12 protein-coding genes, 4 tRNA genes and 1 other RNA gene are annotated in these 15,175 nt (G+C 71.9%); 9 read left to right on the top strand and 8 right to left on the bottom strand.

Going from position 1 to position 15,175, the window contains the following annotated elements:
- The first annotated feature begins 120 nt into the window (after positions 1 to 120).
- The 8 genes from ABD371_RS29745 to ABD371_RS29710 all read left to right on the top strand — a co-directional run bounded on the left by ABD371_RS29745 (position 121) and on the right by ABD371_RS29710 (position 4,814).
- The gene (locus tag ABD371_RS29745) at positions 121 to 462 is read left to right on the top strand and encodes a histone-like nucleoid-structuring protein Lsr2 (protein ID WP_344483657.1); all 342 of its coding nucleotides are present in this window, start codon (positions 121 to 123) and stop codon (positions 460 to 462) included.
- 121 nt (positions 463 to 583) lie between these two features.
- Positions 584 to 655, top strand: a tRNA-Gly gene (locus ABD371_RS29740).
- Between the two features lie 78 nt (positions 656 to 733).
- Positions 734 to 806: transfer RNA gene (locus ABD371_RS29735), tRNA-Gly, on the top strand.
- Positions 807 to 993: 187 nt separating this feature from the next.
- Positions 994 to 1,911 carry an ABC transporter ATP-binding protein gene (locus tag ABD371_RS29730; RefSeq protein ID WP_344483654.1) on the top strand — a complete coding sequence of 306 codons (918 nt, stop codon included), beginning with the start codon at positions 994 to 996 and terminating at the stop codon, positions 1,909 to 1,911.
- 1 nt (position 1,912) lies between these two features.
- The gene (locus ABD371_RS29725) at positions 1,913 to 2,758 is read left to right on the top strand and encodes an ABC transporter permease (protein WP_381735032.1); all 846 of its coding nucleotides are present in this window, start codon (positions 1,913 to 1,915) and stop codon (positions 2,756 to 2,758) included.
- A gap of 34 nt (positions 2,759 to 2,792) precedes the next feature.
- The gene (locus tag ABD371_RS29720) at positions 2,793 to 4,109 is read left to right on the top strand and encodes a sensor histidine kinase (RefSeq protein ID WP_344483651.1); all 1,317 of its coding nucleotides are present in this window, start codon (positions 2,793 to 2,795) and stop codon (positions 4,107 to 4,109) included.
- Between the two features lies 1 nt (position 4,110).
- A complete protein-coding gene (locus tag ABD371_RS29715; protein WP_344483648.1) occupies positions 4,111 to 4,719 on the top strand; it encodes a response regulator in 609 nt (202 codons plus the stop codon).
- A gap of 22 nt (positions 4,720 to 4,741) precedes the next feature.
- Positions 4,742 to 4,814, top strand: a tRNA-Gly gene (locus ABD371_RS29710).
- Between the two features lie 114 nt (positions 4,815 to 4,928).
- Here ABD371_RS29710 and ABD371_RS29705 read toward each other — a convergent pair.
- The 6 genes from ABD371_RS29705 to ffs form a co-directional block, all read right to left on the bottom strand.
- Positions 4,929 to 5,831, bottom strand: coding sequence for a phosphoribosylaminoimidazolesuccinocarboxamide synthase (locus ABD371_RS29705; RefSeq protein ID WP_344483646.1), 903 nt, complete (start codon positions 5,829 to 5,831; stop codon positions 4,929 to 4,931).
- Positions 5,832 to 5,961: 130 nt separating this feature from the next.
- Positions 5,962 to 7,419: a N,N-dimethylformamidase beta subunit family domain-containing protein gene (locus ABD371_RS29700; RefSeq protein ID WP_344483645.1), complete on the bottom strand. Its 1,458-nt coding sequence runs from the start codon at positions 7,417 to 7,419 to the stop codon at positions 5,962 to 5,964.
- 224 nt (positions 7,420 to 7,643) lie between these two features.
- Positions 7,644 to 9,329 (bottom strand): hypothetical protein, encoded by a 1,686-nt coding sequence (locus ABD371_RS29695; protein WP_344483643.1) that lies wholly within the window; start codon positions 9,327 to 9,329, stop codon positions 7,644 to 7,646.
- Positions 9,330 to 9,622: 293 nt separating this feature from the next.
- Positions 9,623 to 10,933: a phosphoribosylamine--glycine ligase gene (gene purD / locus ABD371_RS29690; RefSeq protein WP_344483641.1), complete on the bottom strand. Its 1,311-nt coding sequence runs from the start codon at positions 10,931 to 10,933 to the stop codon at positions 9,623 to 9,625.
- 59 nt (positions 10,934 to 10,992) lie between these two features.
- A complete protein-coding gene (locus tag ABD371_RS29685; protein ID WP_344483639.1) occupies positions 10,993 to 13,248 on the bottom strand; it encodes a DNA polymerase III subunit gamma and tau in 2,256 nt (751 codons plus the stop codon).
- A gap of 61 nt (positions 13,249 to 13,309) precedes the next feature.
- Positions 13,310 to 13,408, bottom strand: an RNA gene (gene ffs, locus ABD371_RS29680) — signal recognition particle sRNA small type.
- A 72-nt stretch (positions 13,409 to 13,480) separates the two neighbouring features.
- On the opposite strand from ffs, the gene ABD371_RS29675 reads away from it, so the two are divergent.
- Positions 13,481 to 13,568, top strand: a tRNA-Ser gene (locus ABD371_RS29675).
- A gap of 308 nt (positions 13,569 to 13,876) precedes the next feature.
- On the opposite strand, the gene ABD371_RS29670 is transcribed toward ABD371_RS29675, so the two are convergent.
- On the bottom strand, positions 13,877 to 14,062 hold the full coding sequence (locus ABD371_RS29670; protein WP_344483637.1) for a hypothetical protein: 186 nt from the start codon (positions 14,060 to 14,062) through the stop codon (positions 13,877 to 13,879).
- 89 nt (positions 14,063 to 14,151) lie between these two features.
- Positions 14,152 to 14,715, bottom strand: coding sequence for a hypothetical protein (locus ABD371_RS29665; protein WP_344483634.1), 564 nt, complete (start codon positions 14,713 to 14,715; stop codon positions 14,152 to 14,154).
- Positions 14,716 to 15,175 lie beyond the last annotated feature (460 nt).

The raw sequence follows: 15,175 nt of genomic DNA, 5'->3' as shown, positions 1-15,175 counted from the left end.
ATCGCTGTACAAAGGAATGCAGAGGGCGGAGGTTTTACCCTCTCGACAGCCGGAATGCTGGTATCGCCGCATGTCAGAGCCAGTGACGATGCGGGATGCCTCGGGAAAGGACCGATATCCGTGGCTCAACGAGTAGTGGTCACGCTCTTCGACGACATCGACGGCGGAGAAGCGGCGGAAACGGTCAGGTTCGGCCTGGACGGGAAGTCGTACGAGATCGACCTCAATCCCGCCAATGCAAAGAAACTGCGCAAGGCCCTGGCCCCCTACCTGACCGCCGCCAGGAAGCAGGTGGGCGGCGCGAAGCGCGGCCGGCCCGGGCGGCCGCTCACCTACACGCACACCGCGCTGGAGCCCGCGCCCGCCGCCATACGGGCCTGGGCGCAGTCCAACAAGATGGACGTGCCGGCCCGGGGGCGCATCCCCAAGGCGGTCTACGAGGCCTTCCGCGAAGCGAGTTGAGGGGGGCGGACGGCGCGCGCGACATAGAAGTGGATCTCAAGTTGCGCAGCACCCCCCACCGTCCGCTAGAGTTTGGATCACGCCGAGGGGCAAGGCCGCAAAGGCCCCACCTCAGCAGCGTGCGGGTGTAGTTCAGTAGTAGAACATCCCCCTTCCAGGGGGAAGGCGCAGTGTGCAATTCCTGTCACCCGCTCTCATCGCCTTACCGACCACTCCGGTGGATCAGGTAGAGTGATGGTCGCACCACCCGGTGAAAGCCGAGTGGCGGCATGCGGACGTAGCTCAGTTGGTAGAGCGCAACCTTGCCAAGGTTGAGGTCGCCAGTTCGAACCTGGTCGTCCGCTCAGAGTATGAGACCCCGATTCTGATTCAGAATCGGGGTCTTCTTCGTGTGCGGGGAGCATCGGATGGGCATCAGGGCGCCGGATCGGCTTTCTTGTCAGGGGCCTGTCATGTCCGTATGACATTTGTCAGCCCGACCGGTGACAGCCCGCACTGCCCCCGCCCGCCCGGCGGCGGAATCCTTCAGTCATGACCACGGACCAGCATGTGATCACGGTGGACGGCCTGCGGCGGAGCTACGCGGGGGGCTTTGAAGCCGTGAGCGGGATCTCCTTCTCAGTGGCGCGCGGCGAGATCTTCGCCCTGCTCGGCACGAACGGCGCGGGCAAGACCTCCACCGTCGAGCTGCTGGAGGGCCTCGCCGCCCCCGCCGCCGGAACGGTACGCGTCCTCGGCCACGACCCGTACCGCGAGCGCGCCGCCGTCCGCCCCCGGATCGGGGTGATGCTCCAGGAGGGCGGCTTCCCCTCCGATCTGACCGTGACCGAGACCGCCGCGATGTGGGCCCGCTGCACCAGCGGCGCGCGCCCGCCCGCCGAGGCGCTGGAGCTGGTCGGGCTCGCCGAGCGGGCCGGCGTACGCGTCAAACAGCTCTCCGGCGGCGAACGGCGGCGGCTGGACTTCGCCCTGGCGCTGCTGGGCCGGCCCGAGGTGCTCTTCCTCGACGAGCCGACCACCGGGCTGGACGCGGAAGGCCGCCGCGACACCTGGGACTTGGTGCGGGCGCTGCGCGACACCGGCACCACCGTGCTGCTGACCACGCACTATCTGGAAGAGGCCGAATCGCTCGCCGACCGGCTGGCGATCATGAACAAGGGCCGGATCGTCGCCACCGGCACCCCCGCCGAGGTGACCGGCTCCCGGCCGGCCCGGATCCGCTTCACCCTCCCCGAGGGAGTGCCGGCGGGCCGGCTGCCGCTCTCGCTGCACGCCGCCGCCGAGGGCTCCCGGGTCTCGATCCGCACCCAGCACCTCCAGGAGTCACTGGGCGAACTGCTCCGGTGGGCCGAGGAGTCCGGCATCAGGCTGGAGGGGCTCGACGCGCGGTCGGCCTCCCTCGAAGAAGCCTTTCTGGAGATCGCGCGGAACGACATGGCGGGTGTGTGACATGACAACGACAGCCGGCGGGACGAACACATCGAGCGGGCCGGGCGGAGCGCGCCGGGCGCGCGGCCGGGCCGACGGGGCGAGGACCACGGCGGCGGGCCGGATGGCCGGGCTGGGGCGGGCCGAGCTGACCCTCCTCCTGCGGAACAGGACCGCCCTCTTCGTGGCGCTGCTGATGCCCGCGCTGATGGTGGCGGTCATGAAGGCCTCGCTCGACCGGGCCGACCTCGGCGCGGCCGGGATGAGCGTCGGCGAGGCGGTGATGACCGGCGGGATCGGCATGGTGCTGATCCTGGTCGTCCATCTCAACCTCGTCTCCGCCTATGTGGCCAGGCGCGAGGAGCTGGTGCTCAAGCGACTGCGCACCGGCGAGGTCGCGGACCACGAGATCCTCGCCGGGACCGCGCTGCCCGCCTTCGGGCTGGCGCTCGCCCAGTGCGCGCTGCTGGTGATCGGCGGCGTCGCCTTCCTCGATCTGACCGCCCCGAAGCGCCCGGATCTGCTGATCGCGGGCATCGCGCTCGGCATGGTGCTGATGGCCGCCCTGTCGGCGGTCACGGCGGCGGTGACCCGGACCGTGGAGAGCGCGCAGATCACCACCATGCCGCTGTTCATGATCTCGCTCGGCGGCTCGGGGCTCTTCGTACCGCTGGAGCTGATGCCCGAGAAGATCGCGTCGTTCTGCGAGCTGCTCCCGCTGACCGGGGTGATGACCCTGGTACGGGCCGGCTGGCTCGGCGGCGCGGAAGGCGGGGAGACGGCGACCGCCGCGCTCACCGCGCTGGTGTGGGTCGCGCTCTCGGTGTTTGCTGTTCGACGGTGGTTCCGCTGGGAACCGCGACGCTGATCGCGTCCGACCGGGTGGAGTGCTGGGGTTTGCGGTGCGGGTGAGGGTGAAGGGGCGGGTGCGGGGCTGGAGCGGGCGCAGCCGGCTCGCCAAGGTGGATCTGTACAGCCGGGGCACCGTCTATCTGGTCATGTGGACGGGGACGCTGATCCTGATGGTGGTGCTGCTCTCGACCCCGGTACGCCAGAGCGCGCCCGTGCCGCTGGTGGTGGCGGGGCAGGTGCTGGCACTCGCGGAGGGGGTGGTCTTCGCCCGGCTCGCCCGGCACGCGATGGACGCCTATCTGGGACAGGGGCGGGTGCCGCGGAGGCTGCTCGGCTGGTCCCTGGCCACCGGCGCGGCGACGATCACCGTCGCGACCGTGCTGACGATCATGGCTTCGAGCCCCGATCTGCTGGCGACGGTGCTGGCCATGGCGCTGGTCGCCCCGTCCGCCGTGCATGCCCTGATGGTGCCGGTCAAAGTGACCACACTGATCCAGTCGATCGGTCTCGTGCTGCTGTTCGCCCTGGTCACGGTGGGCGGGCTCGGTCTGTGGGAGGCCCTGTTCACCACGGTGTTCACCGGGTTCATGACGGCCTGGATGGCCTTCACCTCGCGGGTGTCGATGTGGGTCATCGCGGTGATGTGGGAGCTGCGGGAGGCCCGCGATGTGCAGGCCCGGCTCGCGGTCGCGGAGGAGCGGCTGCGCTTCGGGCGGGATCTGCACGATGTCATGGGCCGGAATCTGGCCGTGGTCGCGCTCAAGAGCGAGCTGGCCGTCCAGCTGTCCCGGCGCGGGCGGCCGGAGGCCGTGGACCAGATGCTGGAGGTCCAGCGCATCGCGCGGGAGACCCAGCGCGAGGTGCGCGAGATCGTACGCGGCTACCGCGAGGCGGATCTGAGGGTGGAGCTGGAGGGCGCGCGGGGGGTGCTGGACGCGGCCGGGATCGCCTGCACGGTGGTGGTGGGCGAGCTGGAGCTGCGGGACGAGGTCCGCTCCGCGCTGGGGTGGGTGGTCCGGGAGGCCACCACGAATGTGCTGCGGCACGGGGACACCCGGCGCTGCACCATCTCGCTGGGGGCCGTGGACGGTGCGGCGCTGCTGGTCGTGGAGAACGACGGGGCGGCCCAGAGCTCGCCGGGGGCGGCCGGAGCCGGTACCGGCTCGTCCGTCGTCGGCTCGGACGGCTCCGGCATCACCGGCTCCGGCTCCGGCTTCGGCTCGGCCGGGAGGCCGGGGTCGGGTCTCGCGGGGCTGCGGGAGCGGCTCTCCGCCGTGGGCGGCGTACTGGAGGCGGGCCCTGCCCGCTCCGGGCACTTCCGGCTCACGGCCCGGGTGCCGCTGCCGCTGCCGGGAGAGGGGGCTTGAGATGACCGTCCGTGTGCTTCTCGCCGACGACGAACACCTCATCCGGGGCGCGCTGGCCGCGCTGCTCGCCCTGGAGGACGATCTCGAAGTGGTCGCCGAGGCCGCTTCCGGGACCGAGGCGATCGCGATGGCACTGATCCACCGGCCCGATGTCGCGGTGCTCGATCTGCAGATGCCGGGCGCGGACGGTGTGACAGTCGCCACAACTCTCCGGGGCGAACTCCCCGACTGCCGGACGATGATCGTCACCAGTCATGGGCTGCCGGGGCATCTGAAACGGGCACTCACAGCCGGTGTGCGGGGGTTTGTCCCCAAGACTCTGAGCGCCCAGCGGCTCGCCGAGATCATCCGCGCCGTCCACGCCGGAAACCGCTATGTGGACCCCGAGTTGGCGGCCGACGCGATCTCCGCCGGGGACTCCCCCCTGACCGCCCGGGAGGCGGAGGTGCTGGACCTGGCGGCGGACGGCGCGCCGATAGCGGAGATCGCGGAGCGGGCGTCGCTGTCGCAGGGGACCGTACGGAACTATCTCTCCTCGGCCGCTTCAAAGCTGGGTGCGGAGAACCGTCACACGGCGGCCCGTCTCGCGCGCCAGCGCGGTTGGGTATAGTTGGCCTCGCGCCACGGCGCATGCGGACGTAGCTCAGTTGGTAGAGCGCAACCTTGCCAAGGTTGAGGTCGCCAGTTCGAACCTGGTCGTCCGCTCCGTTTCAAAGGCCCCGGTCCTCTCTGAGGATCGGGGCCTTTGTCATGCCCCGGAACCTCCGGCGCGCTCCCGAAGGAGGGCGCCGGGGGTGCCGGGGGTGCGGCGGGGGGCGCTCAGTCCCAGCGGACGCCGGTGAGCAGCTCGTACGCCTCCAGGTACTTCGCCCGGGTCGCGTCCACGATCTCCCGGGGAAGCGCGGGCGGCGGCTGCTCGCTCCGGCGGTCCCAGCCGGAGGCGGGCGAGGTGAGCCAGTCCCGTACGTACTGCTTGTCGTACGAGGGCTGGGCGCGGCCCGGCTCCCAGTCGGCGGCGGGCCAGAAGCGCGAGGAGTCGGGGGTCAGCACCTCGTCGGCGATGATCAGGTTGCCGTCGGCGTCGAAGCCGAACTCGAACTTCGTGTCGGCGAGGATGATGCCCCGTTCGCGGGCGATGTCGCGGGCCCGGTCGTAGACGGCGACGGTGGTCTGCCGCAGCAGTGCGGCGGTCTCCGCGCCGATCTGGCGGGCGACCTCCTCGTAGCTGACGTTCTCGTCGTGGTCGCCGACGGCGGCCTTGGTCGCCGGGGTGAAGATCGGCGCGGGGAGTTCGGAGCCGTCGGTGAGCCCCTCGGGGAGGGCGAGACCGCAGACCGTGCGGGTCTGCTCGTACTCGGCGAGGCCGGAGCCGGTGAGATAGCCGCGGGCGACACACTCGACCGGGACCATGCGCAGCGAGGTGCAGACGAGGGTGCGGCCCTCCCACTCGGCGGGCGCGCCGGGCGGCAGCTCGGTGGAGATCACATGGTTGGGGACGAGATCGGCGAGCTGGTCGAACCACCAGAGGGAGAGCCGGGTGAGCACCCGCCCCTTGTCGGGGATCTCCGTGGGCAGCACCCAGTCATAGGCGGAGATGCGGTCGCTGGCGACCATGACGAGCTGTCCCGCCTCGTTCTGATACAGGTCGCGCACCTTGCCGGTGTGCAGATGAACCAGGCCCGGCACCTGAAGCGGTTCGGGCTTTTCTACGAATCCGGACACGGTTCCTCCCCGTGGTTCTGAACGAATGATTCCGATTCTTCCGCATCCGGGGAGGGGGGCGGAGGCCGGGGCTGCCCTGAGGGCCCCTGAGGCTCAGGGCCCGCCTCGGGGGCCTGCCTCGGGGCCCGCCTCAGTCGCGCTTGCAGATGCGGTCCAGGAGGTTCGCGGTCGCGCGCTGCACCCGGGAGTCCACATGGCCGGGCCGGTCGAGCGCCGGGGACCAGGCGAAGGTGCCGGAGGCGAAGACCAGGGCCCCGGAGGGGGCGCGGTAGAGGGAGGTCTCCTGGTGGCGGGTGACGCCCTTGGCGTCGCGGTAGGGGGAGTGGGCGAGCAGGATGCGGTCCAGATTCTCGGGGAGCGAGATCCGCGGGAAGTAGCGGTCGGCCTCGGCCGCGACCATGCCGGGCAGCTCGTCGCCCTCGGCCGCGCCGGTCGCCTCCCAGAGCCAGTGGTGGGCGTTCCGTACGACCAGGGGATGCGGTTCGGGCACCCGGCCCGCGTACTGGATGCCGAGCAGATGCTGTTCGGCCCGGTCGACCTCGCGCCACAGGGCCGATTTGCCGGGGCCCCGGCGCTTGCGGCAGGTGAGCAGCCGATCGGGTACGCCGGAGGGCGACGGGCCCAGCTCCACCTGCCAGTACATGGTGTTGGCGGAGAGGAAGACGAGCGAGGTGCCGTGGTCGCGGGCGGTTTCGACTGTCCGGCGCATGGGGGCCGACCAGTACTCGTCGTGGCCGGGGAAGACCACGCCCCGGTAGCGGGTGGGGTCGATGTTGCCGGCGTGCAGATCGCGGGCGTCGGCGTAGGCGAGGTCGTAGCCGTAGCGCTCGGCGAAGCGGATGAAGTCGTAGGCGTGGCCGATGTGGAGGGGCAGGCCCGCGCCCGCGTAGGGGCGGTCGAAGGAGACGGTGACGGCGGCGTGCTTCTCGCCGAGGAGCCGGCCGTCCTCGTCCCAGGCGTGGTAGAAGCTCGCGCCGGTGCGGCCGTCCTCGGGGTAGAGGTTGTACGCCTGCCAGGTGATGTCGGGGAGGACGAGCAGCAGATCGGCGGGGTGGCTGTCGCGGACGGTGAAGGGGATGTGGGAGCGGTGGCCGTCGGCGGTGGTGAGGACGGCGACATACGCGCCGATCGCCCAGTAGGACGGGATCTGGAGCCGCCAGGAGAGCCACCAGTGGTGGCAGGAGATCGTGCGGTTGGCGGCGAGCGGGGGAGGCTGGACGATGCCGGAGAGCCGGGGGCTGGTGGTGATCTTGGATGCGCCGTGGCCCGCGTAGTGGCCGATGCGGTAGACGTCGACCGAGAACTGCTGCGGCGGGTCCACGGTGACATGGAAGTCGATCGACTCACCGGGGGCGACCGCGCCGTTGGAGGCGAAGCCCTTGATCTGGCGGTGGACGTCGTCGGCGCTGCGGGGGCCCCGGGCACTGCCGGACCGCTCGGTCTCCGCGTACCAGGGGACGACTCTCCCGCCGTCTCCCACGTACTGCTCCGCGCCGCGCAGCCAGGGGAGCGGGCCCTGCCCGAAGGGATCGGAGACGGCGTGGGCCAGCGCACCCGATTCCCACCGCCGATGGTGCTCCGCCCCCATGCGCCCTCCCTCGCCGCCCCCGGGCAGCCCCAGCCGAACAGCCGTCCCCGCGCCGCTCGCCCGACGCCCGACCCCAGCACATCACATAACGCACGCGGACCGTCACCCTTCGTCGTGAATTGTTGCGAGGCGGGGATATGACTCCGCGGGCCGTGTTCAGGGGCCGGGGGCGGGCCCGGACCAGGGGCCGGTGGCCCAGTGGCCCAGTGGGCGGGGCCGGCGGGCTAGACCAGGCGGACGGGCTTCTCGGGGCGGACGCCCACCGCCGCGAGCCAGTTGCCCAGGGGGGTGGGGTCGCCGTCCTCCGTGAGGCTGAGGACGGGGGACATCAGCTCGGCGCAGCGGACGCCGCCGGTCAGCAGCACCGGGCCGTCGAGCCAGTCGAGGCCGGGGGCGGCGCCCGCCGTGTCGACGGCGGCGCAGCAGACCATGGCGATGACATGGTCGGCGAGCAGCTCCCGCCCGGTGCGCGGCGGTTGCAGCGGGAAGAGGGGCAGCGGATCCGCACCCCATCCGTTGAGCACGTCCACCGGGCTGGTGGCGAGGAGCGCGTCCCCCGGGGGCCGCTGGCGGGCCGCCTCCTCACGGGCGACCTCCGCGCCGATGGCGGCGGCGAGATTCTCTCCGGCGGCCTCGCCGCTGGTGGTGAGGTGCGCCAGCACCCGGTCGAGGGTGGGGCCGTCGGGGCGGCTCGAAGGGGTGACCCCGAGATCGTCGAGGATCCGGTGGAGCCGGGCCGCCTCGGTGCGCCATTTGCGGTCCACGACTTCTTCCGGATACTGCTGCCAGTCCACCGGGGACCAGTCGGCGCCGGTCTCGGCGGGCCCGCCGTGGAAGAGGCGGGCGGCGAGCAGGGAGGCGGCTTCGTCCACCGCGCCGGGCTCCTCCAGCAGGTCGCACGCGGGGCGGTCGCCGAGCCGGGAGGCGAAGCCCTCGGCGAGCCGGTCGCGGCGGGACAGCTCGGTGAGCGCGGAGACCACGCCCGCGTCGAGCCGGGAGGGCCAGCGGCCCATCCGCCAGGCGGGGAGCGCGACCCGGGTCAGCAGCCGGTCCCATCCGGCGTAGGCCAGGCCCACCTGCTCCTGGGCGACGATCCGCAGCCCGTAGTCGACGGTCTGGGCGCGCTCGGAGGCGGCGGCCGCGACCCCGCGCTCCATCTCGCCCGCGTACAGCTGACAGCTGTGCAGCAGCAGCCGGGCCACCCGGCCGACAAAGCCGAACGCCGCCTTCCGGATGAAGCGGACGGGGGATATGAAGCGGCGCGGCGGCGGGCTCGCGGCGACCGCTACCGCCGCGTCCAGCCCCCGGACGAACCGGCGGGCCGCGGCTATGTCGGGCTGCGCGGACGGCGCGGTGCCGGCGACGACGGGGGCGAGGAGGGCCCGCAGCTCGGCGACCCGCATCCACCACAGAAAGGGCGAGCCGATCACCAGAACGGGGGCCTCGGCGGTGCGCCGGCCTCCTCGGTCGCGCAGGGCGTGCGGGAGGGCGTGGGCGGGGTGGGTCCGGTCCTCCAGCCAGCTGTCGCAGTCGGGGGTGAGCGCGAGCGCGGAGGGCGCGGGGACGTCGAGCCGCTCGGCCAGATCTCTGACCAGCCGGTACAGATCGGGGGCGGCGCGCTCGGAGAGGTCGACGGTGGGGCTGAGGGCGGGGGACGCCCGTACGATCACGGCCGTCACCACCGCCGCGAGCAGCAGCACGATCACCGCGAGGACTCCGGTGAACCAGCGGGCGGCGTCCCAGCCGTCGCCGCGCATGTGGCCGGTGCCGTCGCCGACGAGCAGCACCACGGCGACGGCCGCGGGCAGGAGGGCGGCGGCGAGGGCCCGGCTGCGGACCCGCAGCACGGCCAGCGCCCGCGAGCGCGCGGCCTGCGCGCCGATCGACTCACCGATATCGATATCGGACACGGTCGGTCATCACCCCCTCTGCCCTGTGACGGTCTGGGTGCACTCCCCCACTGTGGCACCCGCCACTGACATCGCAATGCCGGTGGGCCAAGTGCCGGAATGCCTTCGCCGCACCCTAGTTGGGGGTTGGCCGGACGTCATCCGGATGGCGTAGTCGTCACTCGATGGAATGGCTTTGGGTAAAGGTGCTGGCGGGGGTGGGGCGTCGGGCGTCCCCTCCCGGGCCCGGTGGGCCGGGAGGGCGCGGGGTGGTCCTCCGGGACGGGGCCGCCGGGCTGCGGCGGCCCCGGTGATCAGGCCTGGACGGCCTCGGCGGTCGTCTCCGCCGCCTCGGCCGCCGTCCCTGCGGCTTCCGCGGCCTCCGCGACCGTTCGGGCGATGTCCGTGCGGTGCTGGGACCCGTCCAGACGGATCCGGCCCACCGCCTCGTACGCGCGCTCCCGCGCCTGCCGCAGATCGCGTCCGGTCGCGGTGACGGAGAGGACCCGCCCGCCCGCGCTCACGACCGCGTCCCCGTCGCGCCTGGTCCCGGCGTGCAGGACGTACGCGTGCGGAGCGTCCAGCTCCGCCACCTCGGCCAGTCCCTCGATCGGGTCGCCGGTGCGCGGGGTGTCCGGGTAGTTGTGGGAGGCCACGACCACGGTGACGGCGGCGTCCTCGCGCCAGAGCAGCGGCGGCTGGTCGTCCAGCGTGCCGTTGGCCGCGTGGAGCAGCACACCGGCGAGCGGGGTGCGCAGCCGTGCCAGCACCACCTGGGTCTCCGGGTCGCCGAAGCGCGCGTTGAACTCGATGACCCGCACGCCGCGCGAGGTGATCGCGAGACCCGCGTACAGCAGTCCGGCGAACGGGGTGCCCCGGCGGCGCAGCTCGTCGACGGTGGGCTGGAGGACGGTGGCCATGACCTCGTCGACCAGCTTGGGGTCGGCCCAGGGCAGGGGCGAGTACGCGCCCATGCCACCGGTGTTGGGGCCGGCGTCCCCGTCGAGGGCGCGCTTGAAGTCCTGCGCCGGGGTGAGCGGGAGGACGGTCACGCCGTCGGTGATGGCGAAGAGGGAGACCTCGGGGCCGTCGAGGAACTCCTCGATCACCACGCGGCCGCAGGCGAGGGCGTGCTCGCGGGCGGCGGCGAGGTCGTCGGTGACGACGACGCCCTTTCCGGCCGCGAGGCCGTCGTCCTTGACGACGTAGGGAGCGCCGAAGGCGTCGAGGGCCTCGTCGATCTCCTCGGGGGTGGTGCAGACATAGCTGCGGGCGGTGGGCACTCCGGCGGCGGCCATCACATCCTTGGCGAAGGCCTTGGAGCCCTCCAGCCGGGCGGCCTCGCCGGAGGGGCCGAAGCACGGGACGCCGGCCGCGCGCACGGCGTCGGCGACTCCGGCGACGAGTGGCGCCTCGGGGCCGACGACGACGAGCGCCGCCTCCAGTTCGATGGCGAGCCGGGCGACGGCTTCGCCGTCCAGCGCGTCGACCGGGTGCAGTTCGGCGACCTCGCCGATGCCGGCGTTGCCGGGCGCGCAGTGCACAGCGGTGACGTCGGGGTCGAGAGAGAAAGAGCGGCACAGGGCATGTTCGCGGGCGCCGCCGCCGATGACGAGGACCTTCACGGCAGTCAGCCTAACCGCCGCCGTCGTCGGCCCTGTACTCCCCTCCTAACGGGTCCCCCCTACTCGTTTGTGTATTCCTCCACCACGGTCGCGCCCAGCTCGCGCACGATCAGGTCGTGCCCGGAGAGCGCGGAGTCGACGAGATCGGGGTCGTCGTCCTCGGGGACGTCGTCCTCGGGGGAGACCGGCGGCGGGCTGTACGCCGGGGCGGGCGCGGCGCGCGGCGGCTCGGCGGCGGGGCGGGGGGCCTGCGGTCCGGGCTGCTCCGCAGGGGTACGCGGCGGAGCCGCCTGCGGCGGTGCCTGCTGGTACTGGGGGGCCGGGGCGGGCGCGGAGTGGGGGGCGGGCTGCGCCTGCGGCTGGGCCGGCCGGCCGGCGAAGCCGCCGCCTCCACCACCGGCTCCACCGCCACCGCCGCCGCCTCCGAAGCCGCTGCTGCCGGGGCCGGCGGATCCGCCGGAGAGGTCGATGATCGCTTCGATCTTCCACTGCACATGGAACTGCTCGGCGAGCGCCTGCTTCAGCACTTCCTCGCTGCCGCTGCCGGAGAAGTTGTCCCGGGCGCCCGCGTTGATGAAGCCGATCTGGAGGGTGGTGCCGTCGAAGCCGGTGACCTGGGCGTTCTGGCTGAGCAGGATCCAGGTGAAGCGGCGGCGGTTCTTGACGGCCTCCAGGATCTCCGGCCACATGTTGCGGACCTGCCCCGCGCCTTGGGCCATGCTCACCGACTGCGCGGCCGGAGCCGCCGGCTGAGCCTGGGGCTGTGCCTGGGCCGCCGGAGCCTGCGGGGCGGGCGCCTGCGGCTGGGCGGCGGCGGGCCGGGGGCCCTGCCCCGGCGTGGAGGCGGTCGGCCAGCCGCCCGGCCTGCGCGCGGCGTCGGGGGCGGGTGCCTCAGGAGCGCTGGGCGCACTGGGTGCGCTGGGTGCGGCGGCGGTGGGCCAGCCGCCCGGACGGCCGCCCGGGCTCTCCTGCTCCACCGGGGGCGCGGGGGCGGGCGCGGCCTCCGGTACGGGCGGTGCCACGGCGGCGGGAGGTGCGACGGGCCCGTCCGGGCCCGGCATGTGCGGAGCGGCCGCAGGGCCGGGTACGTACCCCATGGCGGGTCCGGGCGGACCGGCCGAGAAGACGGGCGCCGGACCGGCCGCCGGGCGGCTCGCGGCCCCACGCTCCAGCCGGTCGAGCCTGGCCTGCGTGGAGCGCTCGTCGTCGAAGGCGGCGGGCAGCAGCACCCGCGCGCAGATCAGCTCCAGCTGAAGCCGGGGGGAGGTGGCACCACGCATCTCGGTGAGCCCGGTGTTGACCAGGTCCGCGGCCCGGCTCAGCTCGGCCGCGCCGAAGACCGAGGCCTGCGCCTGCATCCGCTCGACCACATCGACCGGGGCGTCGATCAGCCCCTTCTCCACCGCGTCCGGCACGGCGGCCAGGATCACCAGATCCCTCAGCCGCTCCAGCAGATCGGCGACGAAGCGGCGCGGGTCGTTCCCTCCCTCGATGACCTGGTCCACGACCTCGAACGCGGCCGCACCGTCACCCGCCGCGAAGGCGTCCACGACGGCGTCGAGCAGCGATCCGTCCGTGTATCCGAGGAGACCGGTGGCCATGGCATACGTCACGCCCTCCTCGGTCGCGCCGGCCAGCAGCTGATCCATCACCGACATCGAGTCCCGCACGGACCCGGCCCCGGCCCGCACGACCAGCGGCAGGACCCCGTCCGCGACGGGGATCCCCTCCCTGCCGCAGACCTCCCCCAGGTATTCGCGCAGGGTGCCCGGGGGGACCAGCCGGAAGGGGTAGTGGTGCGTACGCGACCGGATCGTGCCGATGACCTTCTCGGGCTCGGTGGTCGCGAAGATGAACTTGAGGTGCTCCGGCGGCTCCTCCACCACCTTCAGCAGGGCATTGAAGCCCTGCGGGGTGACCATGTGCGCCTCATCGATGATGTAGATCTTGTACCGGCTGCCCGCGGGCCCGAAGAACGCCTTCTCCCGCAGATCGCGCGCGTCGTCCACACCACCGTGCGAAGCGGCGTCGATCTCGATGACATCGATCGACCCCGGCCCGTTCCGCGCCAGGTCACGACAGGACTGGCACTCCCCGCAGGGAGTGGGCGTCGGCCCCTGCTCACAGTTCAGACAGCGGGCCAGGATGCGCGCACTGGTCGTCTTCCCGCACCCGCGCGGCCCGCTGAACAGGTACGCGTGATTGACCCGGTTGTTCCGCAGGGCCTGCTGCAACGGGTCGGTGACATGCTCCTGCCCAATGACCTCGGCGAAGGACTCGGGGCGATAGCGGCGGTACAGCGCAAGGGACGACACATCTACGAGGTTATCGGGACCCACCGACAACCGTGCCCCGCTCCGCCCCCACCACCCCGTAAACGCAAGCGCCCCCCACGCACCCGCCAGAGCCGACCTACCCTTGCTGCCTTCCGGCCCTGGGGGAGTTCAGTCAGATAGCGCCACGTGAGGGGCTCCGCACAGGGTACCTGATCCCCGGGGGTGCGAACGAGTTCGCTAGCACCCCTCAACGTCTTGTATTGTTTGCGGCGGAGGATTCGCCTAGTGGCCTAGGGCGCACGCTTGGAAAGCGTGTTGGGGGCAACCCCTCACGAGTTCGAATCTCGTATCCTCCGCCAGTGCCTCACCGGGCACTAACGTCGAAGGCCCCGCTGCTCGCAGCGGGGCCTTCGACGTTAGTGGTTGCAGTACATAGGGACGCTCTGGGCACTCTGCCCATACCGCCACATCTTCTGGCCGCAGTCGGCACGCAGCCAAGCTCCTACGGCGGGCATCCGGCATCAGGCCACGGGACGCGGTCGATCAAGAGACTGTCCGGCTCACCGACACTCAACAGGACGCGTGAGGTCTCGAACTCTGGTGGTGGTCCCGAAGGGCTTCGGGACCACCACCAGAAACAGGCTCGATCACCAGCCATCGAAGGCAATCAGCGCCGCCACTGCTCCCAGAGCCACCCCATCGCCGTGACCGTCACGAGGCCGAGCACCTGCTGGGCCTCGTTACCGATGCCGGTGGTGTAGCCCGCCGCATAGCCGACTGCGACTGCGGCCACGAACATCTCGAACCGGGGCGGCCGCTCGCTTCCGACCAGGGGGACGCGCATACTGGACATGGTTCTTCTCCTCATTAGATGGGTTGGACCATCCGCCGGACCCCGGAGATCTGTGGAAGGTGACACGGGATCCGGCGGAAGCATGTGGGTTAGATGTCGTCGCCGCGCTCCTCGTACAGCTCGGAACTCACGAGTTCGCCAAGCTTCGCCGCCATTTCAAGGCGTTGCCGCTCTGACAGACCGCGAAAGGCACGCCAGGCGAGTTCCGCAGAGGAACTGGGGCGGCGCCCCATGGCAATCCAGGCCAGAACGAGGGACTTCTCCGCCTGGGAGAGGCCCTTCAGACGCTCCCAGACCGCTCCCGGATCCGGCGCCCGCCGAAGCGCGGCGTCATACTGGAAGCGCACCTCACGAACCGGTTCCGGCGAAGCCTCGCGCAGAGGAACCAGCGCATGAGGCTCGGGCAAAGCGCGGGGGCGGATGGCTGGCTGCCAAACAGGATCGCCGGCCCGCACGAACCGCGCCTCGTGGGACCTCAGGCCCGGGTCATCACGGTTAGTCGCAATGACCCAACCGTGCCCCCGCAGCTCTCGCACCCGGCGGTCGATCTGCGCAACGTCGGGAAACGCCTCACGCAGCTGCGCCTTGGTGTAGACGCTCCCTTCACCAACCTCGGTGGCCAGCCACAAGGCCGTCCGTACCTTGGTCGACATCTTCCTGTCGGTCCAGTCAGGCAGCCGAGAATCCGTCACGTGTCACACCCCCTTCGTCTGCCGCATGCTGAGTAAAGCATATTCGGCGCACTTCGGCGCAGTTTTCCGGCGCAGTTCGGCGCAAGATCGAAGAAGGTGCGGCAGCTACCATCCGTCGGCGTCACCGCACCCTCCCGGGACCCGAGCCAAGGCGCCGGGCCGACGCCGACCACGGCTCTGGTAGCCCAGCCGATGCAGCGACCTTGTCGGCGTGCTTGCGGCGGAGGAAGGAGCGCCGTCTACAGGCAGGCCGACAACCCATCGGCCGCAGTCGAGGCGCTCCGAGAGATCCCGCCCGAGCAGATGAAGGCGATCGTCAACAAGCGGGCCGGTGTCGACCCCAGCACCATGCAGAAGGCTTCCGGCCTCGTCAGTCCGGATGTGCCGGAGCGCTGCCCTGGATGCGACCCCTGGCCGGCGA

The organism is Streptomyces amakusaensis (genome assembly GCF_039532665.1).
GTDB classification, from domain to species: Bacteria; Actinomycetota; Actinomycetes; order Streptomycetales; family Streptomycetaceae; genus Streptomyces; species Streptomyces amakusaensis.
This window is presented reverse-complemented; position numbering and strand designations above follow the sequence as displayed.

Coding starts and splice junctions, on each gene's coding strand:
- ABD371_RS29670 (WP_344483637.1), bottom strand. CDS start 14,062: ATGTCCAGTATGCGCGTCCCCCTGGTCGGAAGCGAGCGGCCGCCCCGG.
- ABD371_RS29700 (WP_344483645.1), bottom strand. CDS start 7,419: ATGGGGGCGGAGCACCATCGGCGGTGGGAATCGGGTGCGCTGGCCCAC.
- ABD371_RS29715 (WP_344483648.1), top strand. CDS start 4,111: ATGACCGTCCGTGTGCTTCTCGCCGACGACGAACACCTCATCCGGGGC.
- ABD371_RS29730 (WP_344483654.1), top strand. CDS start 994: ATGACCACGGACCAGCATGTGATCACGGTGGACGGCCTGCGGCGGAGC.
- ABD371_RS29665 (WP_344483634.1), bottom strand. CDS start 14,715: ATGTCGACCAAGGTACGGACGGCCTTGTGGCTGGCCACCGAGGTTGGT.
- ABD371_RS29725 (WP_381735032.1), top strand. CDS start 1,913: ATGACAACGACAGCCGGCGGGACGAACACATCGAGCGGGCCGGGCGGA.